At 67.2% G+C, this 13,190-nt stretch carries 10 protein-coding genes; 4 read left to right on the top strand and 6 right to left on the bottom strand.

From position 1 onward, the window contains the following. Positions 1 to 12: 12 nt before the first annotated feature. The 3 genes from ATO4_RS12760 to ATO4_RS12750 all read right to left on the bottom strand — a co-directional run bounded on the left by ATO4_RS12760 (position 13) and on the right by ATO4_RS12750 (position 2,562). Complete coding sequence (locus tag ATO4_RS12760) at positions 13 to 723, bottom strand: TIGR02281 family clan AA aspartic protease (protein ID WP_083591912.1); 711 nt, start codon at positions 721 to 723, stop codon at positions 13 to 15. Then, on the bottom strand, positions 713 to 961 hold the full coding sequence (locus tag ATO4_RS12755; RefSeq protein ID WP_083591911.1) for a DUF1289 domain-containing protein: 249 nt from the start codon (positions 959 to 961) through the stop codon (positions 713 to 715). Before ATO4_RS12755 ends, ATO4_RS12760 begins: the two co-directional genes overlap by 11 nt. 92 nt (positions 962 to 1,053) lie before the next feature. Next, positions 1,054 to 2,562: an ATP-binding protein gene (locus ATO4_RS12750; RefSeq protein ID WP_083591910.1), complete on the bottom strand. Its 1,509-nt coding sequence runs from the start codon at positions 2,560 to 2,562 to the stop codon at positions 1,054 to 1,056. A gap of 182 nt (positions 2,563 to 2,744) precedes the next feature. Here ATO4_RS12750 and ATO4_RS12745 point away from each other — a divergent pair, with 182 nt between their 5' ends. The 3 genes from ATO4_RS12745 to ATO4_RS12735 all read left to right on the top strand — a co-directional run bounded on the left by ATO4_RS12745 (position 2,745) and on the right by ATO4_RS12735 (position 4,363). Beyond that, entirely contained in the window at positions 2,745 to 3,356 is a 612-nt protein-coding gene (locus ATO4_RS12745) for a glutathione S-transferase (protein WP_083591909.1), read from the top strand. A gap of 8 nt (positions 3,357 to 3,364) precedes the next feature. Further along, on the top strand, positions 3,365 to 4,006 hold the full coding sequence (locus ATO4_RS12740) for a uracil-DNA glycosylase family protein (RefSeq protein ID WP_245308726.1): 642 nt from the start codon (positions 3,365 to 3,367) through the stop codon (positions 4,004 to 4,006). Positions 4,007 to 4,120: 114 nt separating this feature from the next. Further along, positions 4,121 to 4,363 carry an Lrp/AsnC ligand binding domain-containing protein gene (locus ATO4_RS12735; protein ID WP_083591908.1) on the top strand — a complete coding sequence of 81 codons (243 nt, stop codon included), beginning with the start codon at positions 4,121 to 4,123 and terminating at the stop codon, positions 4,361 to 4,363. Positions 4,364 to 4,519: 156 nt separating this feature from the next. Here the strand turns inward: ATO4_RS12735 and ATO4_RS12730 are convergent, their stop codons facing one another. The 3 genes from ATO4_RS12730 to ATO4_RS12720 form a co-directional block, all read right to left on the bottom strand. Beyond that, positions 4,520 to 5,707, bottom strand: coding sequence for a GGDEF domain-containing protein (locus tag ATO4_RS12730; protein ID WP_176222972.1), 1,188 nt, complete (start codon positions 5,705 to 5,707; stop codon positions 4,520 to 4,522). Between the two features lie 382 nt (positions 5,708 to 6,089). Then, on the bottom strand, positions 6,090 to 6,887 hold the full coding sequence (locus tag ATO4_RS12725; protein WP_083591906.1) for an outer membrane protein: 798 nt from the start codon (positions 6,885 to 6,887) through the stop codon (positions 6,090 to 6,092). A 133-nt stretch (positions 6,888 to 7,020) separates the two neighbouring features. Then, entirely contained in the window at positions 7,021 to 8,673 is a 1,653-nt protein-coding gene (locus ATO4_RS12720; protein WP_083591905.1) for an AMP-binding protein, read from the bottom strand. A gap of 1,106 nt (positions 8,674 to 9,779) precedes the next feature. Here ATO4_RS12720 and ATO4_RS12715 point away from each other — a divergent pair. Continuing rightward, on the top strand, positions 9,780 to 13,190 hold a 3,411-nt coding region (locus ATO4_RS12715; RefSeq protein WP_176222971.1), incomplete at its 3' end, for a VCBS domain-containing protein.

Genomic DNA, 13,190 nt, shown 5'->3' with positions numbered 1-13,190 from the left:
GACGGGCCCGGCTCAGTCGGTCATCACCAGGCGGTCGCCGCGAAAGTCGTAGGAGGTGAGCGTTCCGAGAAAGCTCATGCCGAGGAGGACGGCCCCCAGTCCCGAGCCTTCGGTGACGGCCGCCGCGACGTTGCGGCGGGTGATGCCGCCGATGGTGACGGTGTCGAGGCGGATCGGCGCCGCCTGGGCGATGCCGTTGGCGGTCATGACCTGGTTGGTGAATTGCAGCCTCGACATGTCGACGCCGAGCGAGCGGGCCATCGCGGCATCCATCGCCACCACCGAGGCGCCGGTGTCGACGATGAAGTTGGCGGGCTCGCCGTCGATCTCGCCGTCGAGATAGAAATGCCCGTCGGTGGCCCGGGTCGCCATGAAGCGCCGCTCGCCGTCGCTTTCGCCGAGTGGCACGACGCTGCCCGGCATCAGGACGGCGAAGACCCGGTTCTTCAGCGCGGAGAATTCCGGCTGGAACGCATAGAGGCCGAGCAGGACGCCGAAGCCGGCCGTCCAGACCAGGATGTTGCGCAGCATCTCTCCCATCCGGAAACGCCTCGACATGAGCAGCAGGGCGCCGACGCCGACGCCGAGGATGCTCAGCCGGGACAGGCGAGCGAAGGCTTCCTCGCTGAGCCCGAGAATGGGCCCGCCGTCATGGGTGACGAGCACGACGAGCAACAGCGCGATCGCGCCGAGAATGGCGGTGAGGACGACGTCACGACGCATTGGCGAAAACAGCGCTTCCCGGCCGCTGGTCCTGCCGGTCCGAGCCGGATCCGGGCTGCTGCGCAGGCGCGGCCATCGCCTGTCTGCGGGCTTCGAGCTCCGTCATGATCGTCCGCCGGCCTTCGGCGGAGAACGACGCCCAGCCGGCGATCTCCTCGATGCTGCGCGCGCAGCCGAGGCACAGGCCGCTCGATCGGTCGATGGTGCAGATCTGCGTGCAGGGGCTTTCGATCGCCATGAAGGCTCCGGTCCGGGCATGTCGGGGCCCCGGATATGGCCTCGCAGCGCCGCCGTCGCAAGCTTCGGCGGATGACCCGGCTTCCGGCCGTCTCACTTGGCGGGCCAGTCCGGATCGTCGATCGCCGGCATCACCTCGAGAACCCGCGATTGCGGAAACACGGCGATCGCCTCGGTGCCCTCGCGCAGCCGGGATATCAGCTGGAACTCGCCATTGTGCAGCTTCACCAGGGCCTGGACGATCGGCAGGCCGAGACCGGTGCCCTGCTCGGCGCTCTTCATCGCCACCGAGCCCTGGCCGAAGGAGGACAGGACGATCGGGATCTCCTCTTCCGGGATGCCGGGGCCGTTGTCCCTCACGCAGACATACTGTCCGGCGCCGGCGGTCCAGCCGACGGAGACGACGATCTCGCCGCCTCGGGGGGTGAACTTCACGGCATTCGACAGAAGGTTCAAGACGATCTGGCGGGCGGCCCGCTCGTCGGCCCACAGCGCCGGCAGATCGCGTTCGAACTCCGAGCGCACGGTCAGGCCCTTCGCCTCGGCGCGGATGCGGACGGTCCCCAGACACTCCCTGGCGATGGCGACGAGCTCGATCGCCTCCTCGTTCAGCGTGAAGCGACCGGCCTCGATCCGCGACAGGTCGAGGATCTCGTTGATCAGCCCGAGCAGATGCTGGCCGGAGGCGTGGATGTCCCGGACATAGTCCTTGTAGGTGGCGTTGCCGAGCGGGCCGAGCATCTCGCCCTCCATCACTTCCGAGAATCCGAGAATGGCGTTGAGCGGCGTCCGGAGCTCGTGGCTCATGGTGGCGAGAAAGCGCGACTTGGCCAGATTGGCCTCTTCCGCCCGCCGCCGCGCCTCGTCGGAGATCACCCGCGCGGTCTCGAGTTCGGCGATCAGCTCGTCCTTCTCGGCCTGGTGGACGAAGGCGCGAAGGGCCGAGCGGCGCAGGATCTCGCTGACCAGCGAGAAGAAGGCGATCGCGGCGATGAGCACCGCCGTCAGCGCGATATGGCCGGGATCCGGCTCGGCGATCGTGTTGATCCCCAGGAACACCACGGCGAGGGCGAAGGTGAGGGGGACGACCAGCTGCAGCGTGAAGGAGATCATCGCCGTCGAGGCGACGACGACGAACAGGACGGTGAACTGGAAGATGCCGAATTGCGAGCCGTTGACCTGGGCCGGGTCGAGGGCCGCCAGATAGGCCCAGCACAGGCCGGTCAGGGCATGGCCGGTGAGGAACAGGCCGCGCCAGCGCTCCAGCGCCTCGGCGGCGACCGGCTCGGCGCCGAACTTGCGGGCCGTGGCGACGAGGGCGAGATAGCAGCCGAGGGTGACGAGGGTCCACAGCGCCGCATGGACCGGGCCGAGATGGATCGACAGGCCGAAGCCGGTGACCATCACCGGCAGCGGCAGGATGAACGACGCCGCCCTCAGCGCCGCCGCGTGCTGGGCAAGCAGCTCGCGGCCGAATCGCGGCGCCGCGGTGCCGCGCGTCGACAGCCGCTCGCGGGCCGCCCGCAGGGTTCGGGCGAGATCGCCATTGCGCGAGCGGCTGGCAATGCGGTGATCGACGGTGGGCGGTGCGGCAAGGGACATGAAGACTGGGTCGGATCGCCTTAGCTCGAATTTCGGTCCGGCCGCATTCTGTTTCGCCAACCTTAAAAAAATCGCTTAAGGAACCGGAAATTCGCATCGATGGCTGCGAGGGGCAGCCCCTGGCGGGGAACCTCGCCAGGCGCGGCGGATTTGCATCGACGGTGAAACAGGGAGGACAGACCATGCGCCTTTTTGACGGCGGCCGAGCGCCCAATCCGCGCCGCACGCGGATCTTCATCGCCGAGAAGGGCATCACGGTTCCGCTCGAGCCGGTCGACATGAACAATCTCGAACACCGCTCCGAGACGATCGCGAGCCGCAACCCCTTGCAGCGCCTGCCGGTGCTCGAACTCGACGACGGCACGATCATCACCGAATCGATCGCCATCTGCCGCTATTTCGAGGCGCTCCGGCCCGAACCGCCGCTGTTCGGGACGACGCCGGTCGAGATCGCCACGATCGAGATGTGGAACCGGCGCATCGAGCTCGGCCTCTACGCAGCGGTCGCCGCGGCTTTCCGTCACACCCATCCCGCCATGGCCGAATGGGAGGTGCCGCAGGTCCCCGCCTGGGGGGAAGCGAACCGGAGCAAGGCCATCGAGTTCCTGCGCCTCTTCGACGCCCATCTCGCCGGGCACCGATTCGCCGCGGGCGATACCTTCTCGGTCGCCGACATCACGGGCGTCGTCGCCGTCGACTTCATGAAGCCGGCCAAGATCGCGCTTCCGACCGACCTTGCGAATGTCGCGCGCTGGTACGGCGAGGTTTCCGCCCGCCCGAGCATGACGGCCTGAGCCGAGCCGTGACGGCTGCGATCGAAGCGGCGGGCGGCGAGGACCCGCAGGCGCTCTACCGGACGATCCGGGCCTGCCGGATCTGCCGGGATGCGCCGCTCGGCCGGCCGTTGCCGATCGAGCCCAATCCGGTGCTGGCGCTGTCGTCGACGGCACGGATCGTGGTCGCCGGCCAGGCGCCGGGCAACCTCGCCGACAAGTCGACGAAGCCCTTCAACGATCCGTCCGGCATCAGGCTGCGCGACTGGATGGGGATCGATGCGCAGGTTTTCTACGATCCGTCCCGCATCGCCATCGTGCCGATGGGCTTCTGCTTTCCGGGCTATGACGGCAAGGGCGGCGACCTGCCGCCGCGCCGGGAATGCCGCGCCACCTGGCACGCCCGGGTGATGGCGGCGATGCCCCAGGCCGAGCTGGTGCTGGCGATCGGCCTTCATGCCCAGCGCTTCCACATCGCCGGCGGGGGCGCTCGCTCGCTGACCGAGACGGTCGAGGACTGGCGCGCGGTGCTGGCGGGCGGGGGACGCTTTGCGAAGGTCCTGCCGCTGCCGCATCCCTCCTGGCGCAACAATGCCTGGCTGAAGCGCCATCCGTTCTTCGAGACCGACCTCCTGCCGGAACTGAAGCGCCGGGTGGCCGCGCTGGTATGAACATGGCGGGCGAGGCGATAGAGAGGCCGGGGCGCCCTTGACGGGTGGCCGGCCAGCCTCGACCATCGCGGCGAAGTTGAAGGAACGGACCGCCACCGGCGGCAGGAGCAATCGATGAAGACGATCTTCGTGCAGTTCAAGTGCCGGCCGGGCATGGCCTACAAGGTGGCCGACGCCCTGGTGCTCGAAGTCGAGGAGATCTCGGAGGTCTATTCCACCTCGGGTCACTACGACCTGATCGCCAAGTTCTACCTGACGGAGGACCACGACATCGGCCATTTCGTCACCGAGCGGCTGCAGGTGATCGAGGGGGTGTCGGACACGTTCACCCTCGTCGCCTTCAAGGCCTTCGGCTAGAGAGTCATCGCGAAGAGCGGGAACCGTCTTCCGATACAAGACTGATGGCGGGCTCATTGCGCAGGCCGCGGATCCCTAGGGACGCCGGGGCTCGCGCCCCTTCGGCCGCAGCACGGGCCGGATGAAGGATCCGATCCGGATCGATCGGACGGCGTGTCACACCGCCAGAGGCAGAGCGGCCGAAGCTGCGGAGGCGAGCGGAGCAGCCGGAGGCCAGACGCGGTTGCGTCCGGCCTGCTTGGCGGCGTAGAGCGCTGCGTCGGCGCCGCTGATCAAGGCGTTCTGCACACCCTGGCAGATCGCTCCCGCCGTCACGCCGATGCTGACGGTCACATGGGTCGCCCCGTCGGCATGGACGATGCCGAGGGCCTCGATCTCGGTCCGGATCCGCTCGGCGAGTCGCACCGCATGCGGCTGCTCGATGCCGGTCAGCAGCACGAGGAATTCCTCGCCGCCGAAACGGACGACGAGATCGTCGCTCCCTTCGAAGATCTGCGTCAGGACCTCCGCGATGCGCTTCAGGCAGACGTCTCCGGCGAGGTGCCCGTTTTCGTCGTTGAAGCGCTTGAACTGGTCGACGTCGATCATCAGCAGGGCGACCGAGCGGCTGGTCGAGCCCCGGAGGAGCTGGTCGAAGGCGCGGGCGAGGCGGCGGCGATTGTACAGCCCGGTCAGGACGTCCCGCTCGGCCGCCGTCTGGGCCGCCTCGATCCGCAGCCGGTCCTGCATCCGGCGCAGGTAGCCATGGCGGCTGTCGCGCTGCATCTGGCGGTTACCGGAAAGCGACAGATAGCATGCCGCCCCCGACGCCATGGTGCCGATGACCAGCACCGGCAGCGGCGCATGGCAGACGAAGAGCGTTCCGACATAGAGCGTCGCGGCGAAGGCGCTGGCGGCCACCGCCTGCTCGTATTCCAGCCGGAACAGGAGGTTCATGTAGATCAGGACGAAGATGGCGAGATACTGGTAGTGCTGGGCCGCTTCGCTCGCATTGAGGGTGTAGATCGCCATGATCTGGACGATCATCGCCAGCGGGCCGAGCGCCACGCAGTAGTCTCGCTTGCGCTCGTTCCATCCCTCGCGCAGCCCCATCGAGGACATGACGATGATCGGCGAGACGAACAGGAGGTGGAGCGCCGCGCTCAGCCAGAAGGTTTGCGGCAACAGAAGATAATCGACGACCAGAAAGACGTTGTAGCAGACGAGGGTCGGAATCAGCAGCGCCTGGTTCAGACGCTTGCGGAAATGCAGGCGATAGGCGTGATAGGCCGTCTCGATTTCTTCGGGAAACGAAAATCTGTAGCCGCGATCGGAAATCAGACGGTCGATTTGATCGAGCTGCATGGTTCGCGGAGCCTCTCTTCGCAAACATAATACGCATTTATAGCTTAAAGTATGCTTGAAGAAATCGATCAAAACGTTCGGTGGAGGCAGGGCAGACCGGCATCCTGCCGACCGCGGCGACCCGCCGCATGTCCGGGTTAAAGCGTCCGGCGACCGGCCCGACATGAGCCCTTGCCGGCGGCCGGGCCCATGCCTGTTTCCGCCGCAGCACGGATCGCGCGACCGTCGGCGCCCGGAGCGCCGGCTGCCATCGCGACTTCGCCGCCCCGGGCCAAGGCCCGACGCGGCGGTGAGGGACGGAAGCAAAGCCGTCCCCGCATGCTTGCGCGGCATGTCGGCGACGACCGGAGCGCCATTGCGCCCCGGCCACTCGACGATACGACTACCAGAGCGAGTAGCGCACGCCTGCCTGGACCGTGTGACGCTGGAAGCCGTCGTCGGTGGCACTCGCGCTGAGCGTGGCGCCGGTCAGTGCGTCGATGCCGGACACCGATCCGACGCTGCCGCCATCGACATCCGTGAAGCGGTAGCCGACGTCAAACTTCAGGTTCTGGGAGACGTCGTAGGACATGCCGGCCATGAGCGCATAGGCGAAGCGCCAGCCCGAACCCTTCTGGATGTCGAGGCCCGCGAACGTGTCTTCGCAGTCGAACCCCGCATAGTGGCAGCTCATGTCGTAGGAGACGTGGACTCCGCCGGCGCCGGCGCCGAGATAGGGCGTGAAGCCGGCATAGGTGCCGAGATCGACATAGGCGTTGGCCATCAGCTCGAAGGCCTGCACATCGGTGTCGAAAGACACGCCGCCGCCGGAGAAATCAGCTCCCTCGACGTCGCTCTTCCAGTAGCCGATGGTCGTGTCGGCCCGCAGGAATTCGTTGAACTTGTAGCCCATGCCGCCGCTGACGCTGGCCGCGGCGGGCAGTTCCAGCCCGTCATAGCCGCCGCTGAGGGATCCGAGCGGCGAGGCGACGGCGAGATCCGTCTTCAGGTCGCTCTTGAACTGGTAGCCGACGTCGCCCCGCAGATACCACCCGGTGCCGATCTCGACCGGCTGCATCTCGGGCACGTCCTGGATGAACGGTTCATCGTAGAGCGGTGCCAGATCCGCCGCAAAGGCTCCACCGCATCCCGCCATGACCACGACAGACGCCGCGGCGCCGACCCAATTGATCACCTTCATCGATCTCACTTCCCCTGCCCATCGCGGCTTGACGCGGGCGCAGATTGCCGCCGCCACCTTGAGCGGGACTGTGGCAGGGAAGGGTTAACGGCTGATTAACCTTGTTTCTTAACCACGCCGGACAGCGGAATCGTCACCCATCGGCGGCGGCGGCGTCCGCCTCTGCGGCTTCTTCCGCCGCCCGCTCGCGAAAGACGCGGCGGACGATCTTGCCGCTCGTCGTCAGCGGCATGGCGTCGACGAAGGCGATCTCGCGGGGATATTCGTGGGCGGAGAGCTTGGTTCGCACGAAGCCCTGGATCTCGGCGGCGAGTGCCGCCGACGCCATGCTCCCGTCCATCGGCACGACATAGGCCTTGACGATCTCGGTGCGCAGCCGGTCCGGCTTGCCGACGACGGCGGCGAGCTTCACCGCCGGATGGGACAGCAGGCAGCTCTCGACCTCGCCGGGGCCGATGCGGTAGCCGGCCGACGTGATGATGTCGTCGTCCCGGCCGAGAAAGGCGACGTAGCCGTCCGCGTCCATCACCGCCTGATCGCCGGTCAGAAGCCACTCCCCGCGGAACTTGCCGGCGGTCGCGGCGGGATCCTGCCAATAGCCGAGGAACATCACCGGGTCCGGCGCCCGGATGGCGATCGTCCCGGGCGTTCCCGCCGGCACCGGTTCGCCGTCTTCGCCGAGGAGGGCCACCTCGTGGCCCGGCACCGCCTTGCCGATCGCGCCCGCCCGCGAGACGCCGTGAGCCGCCGAAGAACCGAGCACCATGTTGCACTCGGTCTGGCCGTAGAATTCGTTGACCGTCAGGCCGAGCACCTGCCGCGCCCAGTGAAAGGTCGCCGCCGGCAGGCTTTCGCCGGCCGAGGCGATGGTGCGGAGTGCCAGGTCGCCCAGCGCCTCCGGGCTGGCCGTCGCTGCCAGCATCCGCAGCGCCGTCGCGGGCAGGAAGGCATTGCGCACCCGCTGGCGCGCCATCAGTTCACAAGCCTCCTGCGGCCGGAAGCGCCCGGCGCAGAACACCACCGGGACGCCGAGCTGCAGCGAGGGCAACAGCACGTTGAGGAGCCCGCCGGCCCAGGCCCAGTCGGAGGGTGTCCAGATCCGGTCGCCGGGTCGGGGGAAATCCTCGTGGTGAAAGCGGATGCCGGGGAGGTGGCCGAGGACCACCCGGTGGCCGTGCAGCGCGCCCTTGGGAGGACCGGTCGTCCCCGAGGTGAAGATGATCAGCGCCGGGTCGTGCGGCCCGGTGGGGGCGTCATCGATCAAGGCGGGGGCGTCGGCGAGCAGTTGGTCGAAGTCGAGGCGGCCATCGCTTCGCTCGAGCTCGGCGCCGACGACGACGATCGTCTCGAGATCGGGCAGGCTTGACCGGACGGCGTCGAAGGTGGCGAGGCCGTCGCGATGCAGCACCGCCATCTTCACCCCGGCGGCCGCGAGCCGGAAGGCCAGCGCCTCCGGGCCGAAGCGCATCGCCAGCGGCACCGCGATCGCGCCGAGCCGGTAGGCGGCGAGATGGGCGATGACGGTGGCGAAGCTCTGCGGCAGCACGATCGCCACCCGGTCGCCGCGCGCGACGCCGCAGGCTGCCATGGCGGATGCGAGGCGGCGCGAGAGGGTGGTCAGTTCCCCATAGCTCATGGTTTTGGCGGCGAGCGGCCCGCGATCTTCGATCAGGCAGATCCGGTCCGGTTCCCTCGTCGCCCAAAGGTCGGCGCAGGCCGCCGCGATGTTGTACCGGTCGGGCAGGTTCCAGGCGAAGCGGGACCGCAGGCTGTCGTAACTTTCCATGGGGGAACCGACCGTCACTCCTGCACCGGGGCGTCCACGGTCCTCGCCCTGCGTGTCGTCATCGAGACATCCTGTCGCATCGAGCACAGCGTTGCCGCATATCGACGCGACCGTGCCCGGTGTTCCGGCAGGTGCGCGGGAGGTCCGCCGTCGTCCCCCGTTCGTTTCGCGATCCTATAGCAGCGCGGCAGAGGCCGGGTCGAGATCGGGGAGGCGTCGCCGTGCTTGTCGCGCGGCCGCCATCGGCCGAGCCGCGCCATCCTGCGAAACCGTCGCCGTCACGCCGGGGTTCCGCGATGCGCCGGCCGCGCGGGGGTGCCCCGCCTGGTCGAGCCAGAGATTGCATTCCCGGCTATCCGATCCGTCGGCGGATATGCAACCTGAAGATTGCATCAGGCCGAACTCAGCGGGCAACCGAAGCGCGGCCTCGGCGAGCCAAGGCGTCTGCGGTGCCGAGACTCGGCCAGATCCGATTTCGCGATGGCAAGGCCCGTTTCGCGTCGCATCGACTGCATGCGTTCGCAGAAGACACGCAAGGCGGGCATTCCGCGTTTACCATCAGGAATCGCCTGACGCGTATCCGTTTCGCTAAAGGGTTGACATTACGTTAAGTCGGTCTGTACAAATTCATCGCAAGGGAGTGAACTGACGGTCCATCTGGAGGATATGCGAAGAGCAAGTCGCATGGTTTCATTTGAAACCTGTCAAAAGGGGAGTCATCGGCAGGGTCGACGGTCGTGACGCGCGATTGGATAACAATCTGAAGAAAAGCGCATGTCGACACATCTCAGCTAGACTGAAGTTATTCGTGTAAAGAGGGGAATGCCGTGAAACAACGCGCTTCCGGCTGTGTTTCCGCGCGCCTATCTAGCGTCGAAGATGTCATGAATCGGCGCAGAAGACGATCCTTCTCCGTCGAGAGAGTCCCTTCCCGAAGTATTGTTCGGATGTGGTGCCACGATCTTGCATCGTGCTGCGCCGCAAAAACTATGTCTGCATGAGAATTCGCCGAGGCGAAAGAAGTCAATCGATCCTGTGAAATTGGGGTGCGGCTGAAGTCCTGCTGTCAGCAACCAGTCGCCCCAAGCAAAGACGGAACCGAAGCGATGGCCTACAACGTCGATCTGGACACCAACGGCGCCAACAACGGCAACGCAACCGGAAGCTATCAGGAGGGGTCGTTCCTGCCCCTCGCCGATGCCACCGTCGCGACGCCGAACGACAGCTTCTACAACCAGCTGATCGAGATCCTGATCGACGACCCGCGCGATGGCGACGACCTCGGCTTCAGCGCCTCGCGCACGGTCCAGCTGTCGAACGGCACGAGCGCCCTCGTCACCTTCAACAGCGACAGCAGCCTCATTTCGGTGCAGCTCTCCACCGACACCCAGCCGGGCGCCGCCGCGGTTCTCTCGGACGTGGGCTCGCAGCTCCTGATCGGCTTCAACTATCCGGCGGCGAGTTCCGACCTTCGGGTCGAGGCGATCATGCGGGCGATCACCTTCACCACCGGTGACGATCCGACCGGCAATCTTGCCGGCGACGGCGATACGGGCCGCACGATCAGCTACTACGGGCCTGGCAGCAGCAGCGAGGATGACGCGCCGACCGCGACTCTCCCGCTGACCGTCGCTCCGCTGAACGACGCGATCGAATTCGGCGCCGTGACCTTCACCACCGGCGGCGGCACGACGGATGCCGACGCGACCTCGCCGAATGTCGATACCGTGACCTTCGACTGCGACACCGGCTCGGGCACCGCCACCGATGCCTTCGCGGAAGACGGCTCCAGCGATTCCAGCACGCTGATCGTCGACCAGTCCGGCACCCTCAGCTTCTCCGACCCCGACTTCTACCGGGCGAACGGCGCGGCCGGCGACATCGATCCCGCCGGCGACTTCGCCATTGCGGTCAGCGCGATGGACGGTTCGTCGCAGGCTTTCGCGCTTCCCGACCAGCAGGCCTTTCTCGACGCCCTCGTCCTGTCGAACGCGACGATCGGCGAAGACGGCAACGGCGAGGTCACCTATGCGGTGACCCTGCCGCAGTCGGCGGTCGACTTCGTGCCGACGGGCGAGACCTATACCTTCACCTATACGATCACCCTGACCGACCGGGTCGATCCCGCCAGCGGCAATGCCACCAGCTCCGACACGGTGACGCTGACCTTCACGGTGACGGGCGCCAACGACGCCCCCGTGGCGGCCGACGACGCCGTCGGCTCGGCGCTCGAGCCGGCGACCGACGAGGACACCACTTTCAGCTTTGACGCCAGCACGCTTCTTGCCAACGACACCGATGTCGACGTCGGCGACACGGCGGACCTGGCAGTCGTCGGGCTCGCGGCCAGTGCCGGCGCCGATCCGCAGACCGAAACGGTTCTCACCGTCACCTCGGCCGAGGGCGCGACGGTGACGTTCGACACGGGAACTGGCCAGATCACCTATCAGCCGGGCTCCGGCTTCCAGGATCTGGCGGTGGGCGAAAGCCGCGCCGACAGCTTTTCCTATGTCATCGAGGACGCGAGCGGCGCCCGCTCGATCGCCACCGTCACCCTCACCGTCGGCGGCGCCAACGACGCCCCGACGATCACCTCCACGCTGCTCAGCGACGGCATCGTCACCACCGATCTCGGCGGCACGAGCGACGTCGGTTTCGACCTGGCAATGCGGCCCGCCGGCTTCGTCGTCGCGGGCGTAACGGGCGATACCGCTGGCGCCTATGAGGTCGCGCTGGTCGGCTACCTCGCCGACGGGCAGGTCGACACGAGCTTCGGCGAGAACGGCGTCGCGACGGTGGATCTCGACGCGTCGCTGGGCGCGACGCGGCCGGCTGGTGCACCCGTACGCGTCTCCGTCGTCGCCGATGGCGCTGGCGGCTTCGTCGTCTCGGCGGACTATTACAACGGGGCGGACCACGACTTCGCCCTCGTGCGCTTCGACGCCAACGGGGAGCTCGACACCGATTTCGGCCCCGACGGCACCGGCGGCATCGTCACGACGCCGATTCTGGCGGCGGACAACTACGCCCAGAACGTCACGATCGACGGTAGCGGCAACATCCTCGTCGTCGGCAGCACGTTCAACGGCTCGAACTATGACCTCGCCATCGTCCGCTACACGTCCGACGGCGAGCTCGATACAAGCTTCAGCGGTGACGGCATTGCTACGCTCAACGTCGTCAGTAGCGGCATCGATTTCGCCCACGACATCGTTGCAACTCCCGCTGGCATTCTCGTTTCCGGCACAGCCAGCGGCAATTTCTTCGTCGCCCGCTACACCTCCGCGGGTGTCCTCGACCTGACCTTTGGTGGCGGCGACGGCATCGTCACGACCAGTTTCAATGGCGCAGGCTCGGCCTATGGCATGACGGTGACGTCGACCGGCGAGATCCTGGTCTCCGGCTTCGCCGCCTTGGGTGGCGGCGGTACGGACTTCGTCCTCGTCCAGTACACGGCCGGTGGCGTGATCGACACGACGTTCGGCACCAACGGCATCGTCACGACGCCGCTCGCAGGGACCAGCGAATTCAGCTTCAGCGTTACGACGCTCGGCGACGGCGACATCATCGTCGCCGGGGCGCAGGGCAGCAACTTCGCGCTCGTCCGCTACAATTCGGACGGCACGCTCGACACGAGCTTCGGCAATGGCGGCATCGTCGTCACCGATCTCGGCGCTGCGGACGCGGCCTACAGCGTCACGGTCACCACCGACGGCAAGCTGCTCGTCGCGGGCGGCAGCGGCGGCGACTTCGCCGTGGTGCGCTACAATGCCGACGGCAGCCTCGACACCAGCTTCGACAGCGACAATCTCCGCCTTTCCGACGAGGCCGACCTCGCCGAAACCGACGCGCCGCTGACGGCGAGCGGCTCGTTTGCGGTGGCCGACGTCGATACGTCGGACGAAGTGACGGGGGCGGTGACGAGCGTTTCGGCCGCCAGCGAGACGGTTGCGATCGTGACCGACGGCAATGATCTCGTGAGCGTCAACGGGGTCAGCGCGGCCGACCTCCAGGCGATGCTGACGGTCTCGCAAGGCATCGTCGTCGACGCCTCAAGCAATTCCGGCACGCTCGCCTGGGCCTTCGACAGCGCCAACGCCACAGGTGCGTCCGCCAGCGAGCGGGCCTTCGACTTCCTCTCGGCCGGCGACGAGCTGACGCTCACCTATGACGTCACGGTCGCCGACGGCAACGGCGGCACCGCCACCGAGACGGTGACCATCACCATCACCGGCACCAATGACGGGCCGGTCGCGACGGCTGACAGCAATTCGGGCGACGCGGTCGTAGAGGCTGGCGTCGATGCGGGCAACGCGGCTGTTGCGGGCGATGCGTCGGCGACCGGCAACGTGCTCGACAACGACGACGATGTCGACGCTAACGACACGCTGGTGGTGACAGAGGTCACGACCGCGGCCAATGGTGGGGCGAGCGGCGTCGTGACGGCCGGGACGGGTTCGACCGACGGCACGACCATCACCGGCCTCTACGGCACGCTGACCATCGGCGCCGACGGC

The sequence above is a fragment of the Aurantimonas sp. 22II-16-19i genome, assembly GCF_002088275.1.
Lineage (GTDB): Bacteria > Pseudomonadota > Alphaproteobacteria > Rhizobiales > Rhizobiaceae > Jiella.
This window is presented reverse-complemented; position numbering and strand designations above follow the sequence as displayed.

What these genes read in the sequence shown, in the direction of transcription:
- ATO4_RS12750 (WP_083591910.1), bottom strand. Translation starts at nt 2,562, where the DNA reads ATGTCCCTTGCCGCACCGCCCACCGTCGATCACCGCATTGCCAGCCGC.
- ATO4_RS12755 (WP_083591911.1), bottom strand. Translation starts at nt 961, where the DNA reads ATGGCGATCGAAAGCCCCTGCACGCAGATCTGCACCATCGACCGATCG.
- ATO4_RS12725 (WP_083591906.1), bottom strand. Translation starts at nt 6,887, where the DNA reads ATGAAGGTGATCAATTGGGTCGGCGCCGCGGCGTCTGTCGTGGTCATG.
- ATO4_RS12735 (WP_083591908.1), top strand. Translation starts at nt 4,121, where the DNA reads ATGAAGACGATCTTCGTGCAGTTCAAGTGCCGGCCGGGCATGGCCTAC.
- ATO4_RS12730 (WP_176222972.1), bottom strand. Translation starts at nt 5,707, where the DNA reads ATGCAGCTCGATCAAATCGACCGTCTGATTTCCGATCGCGGCTACAGA.
- ATO4_RS12720 (WP_083591905.1), bottom strand. Translation starts at nt 8,673, where the DNA reads ATGGAAAGTTACGACAGCCTGCGGTCCCGCTTCGCCTGGAACCTGCCC.
- ATO4_RS12760 (WP_083591912.1), bottom strand. Translation starts at nt 723, where the DNA reads ATGCGTCGTGACGTCGTCCTCACCGCCATTCTCGGCGCGATCGCGCTG.
- ATO4_RS12745 (WP_083591909.1), top strand. Translation starts at nt 2,745, where the DNA reads ATGCGCCTTTTTGACGGCGGCCGAGCGCCCAATCCGCGCCGCACGCGG.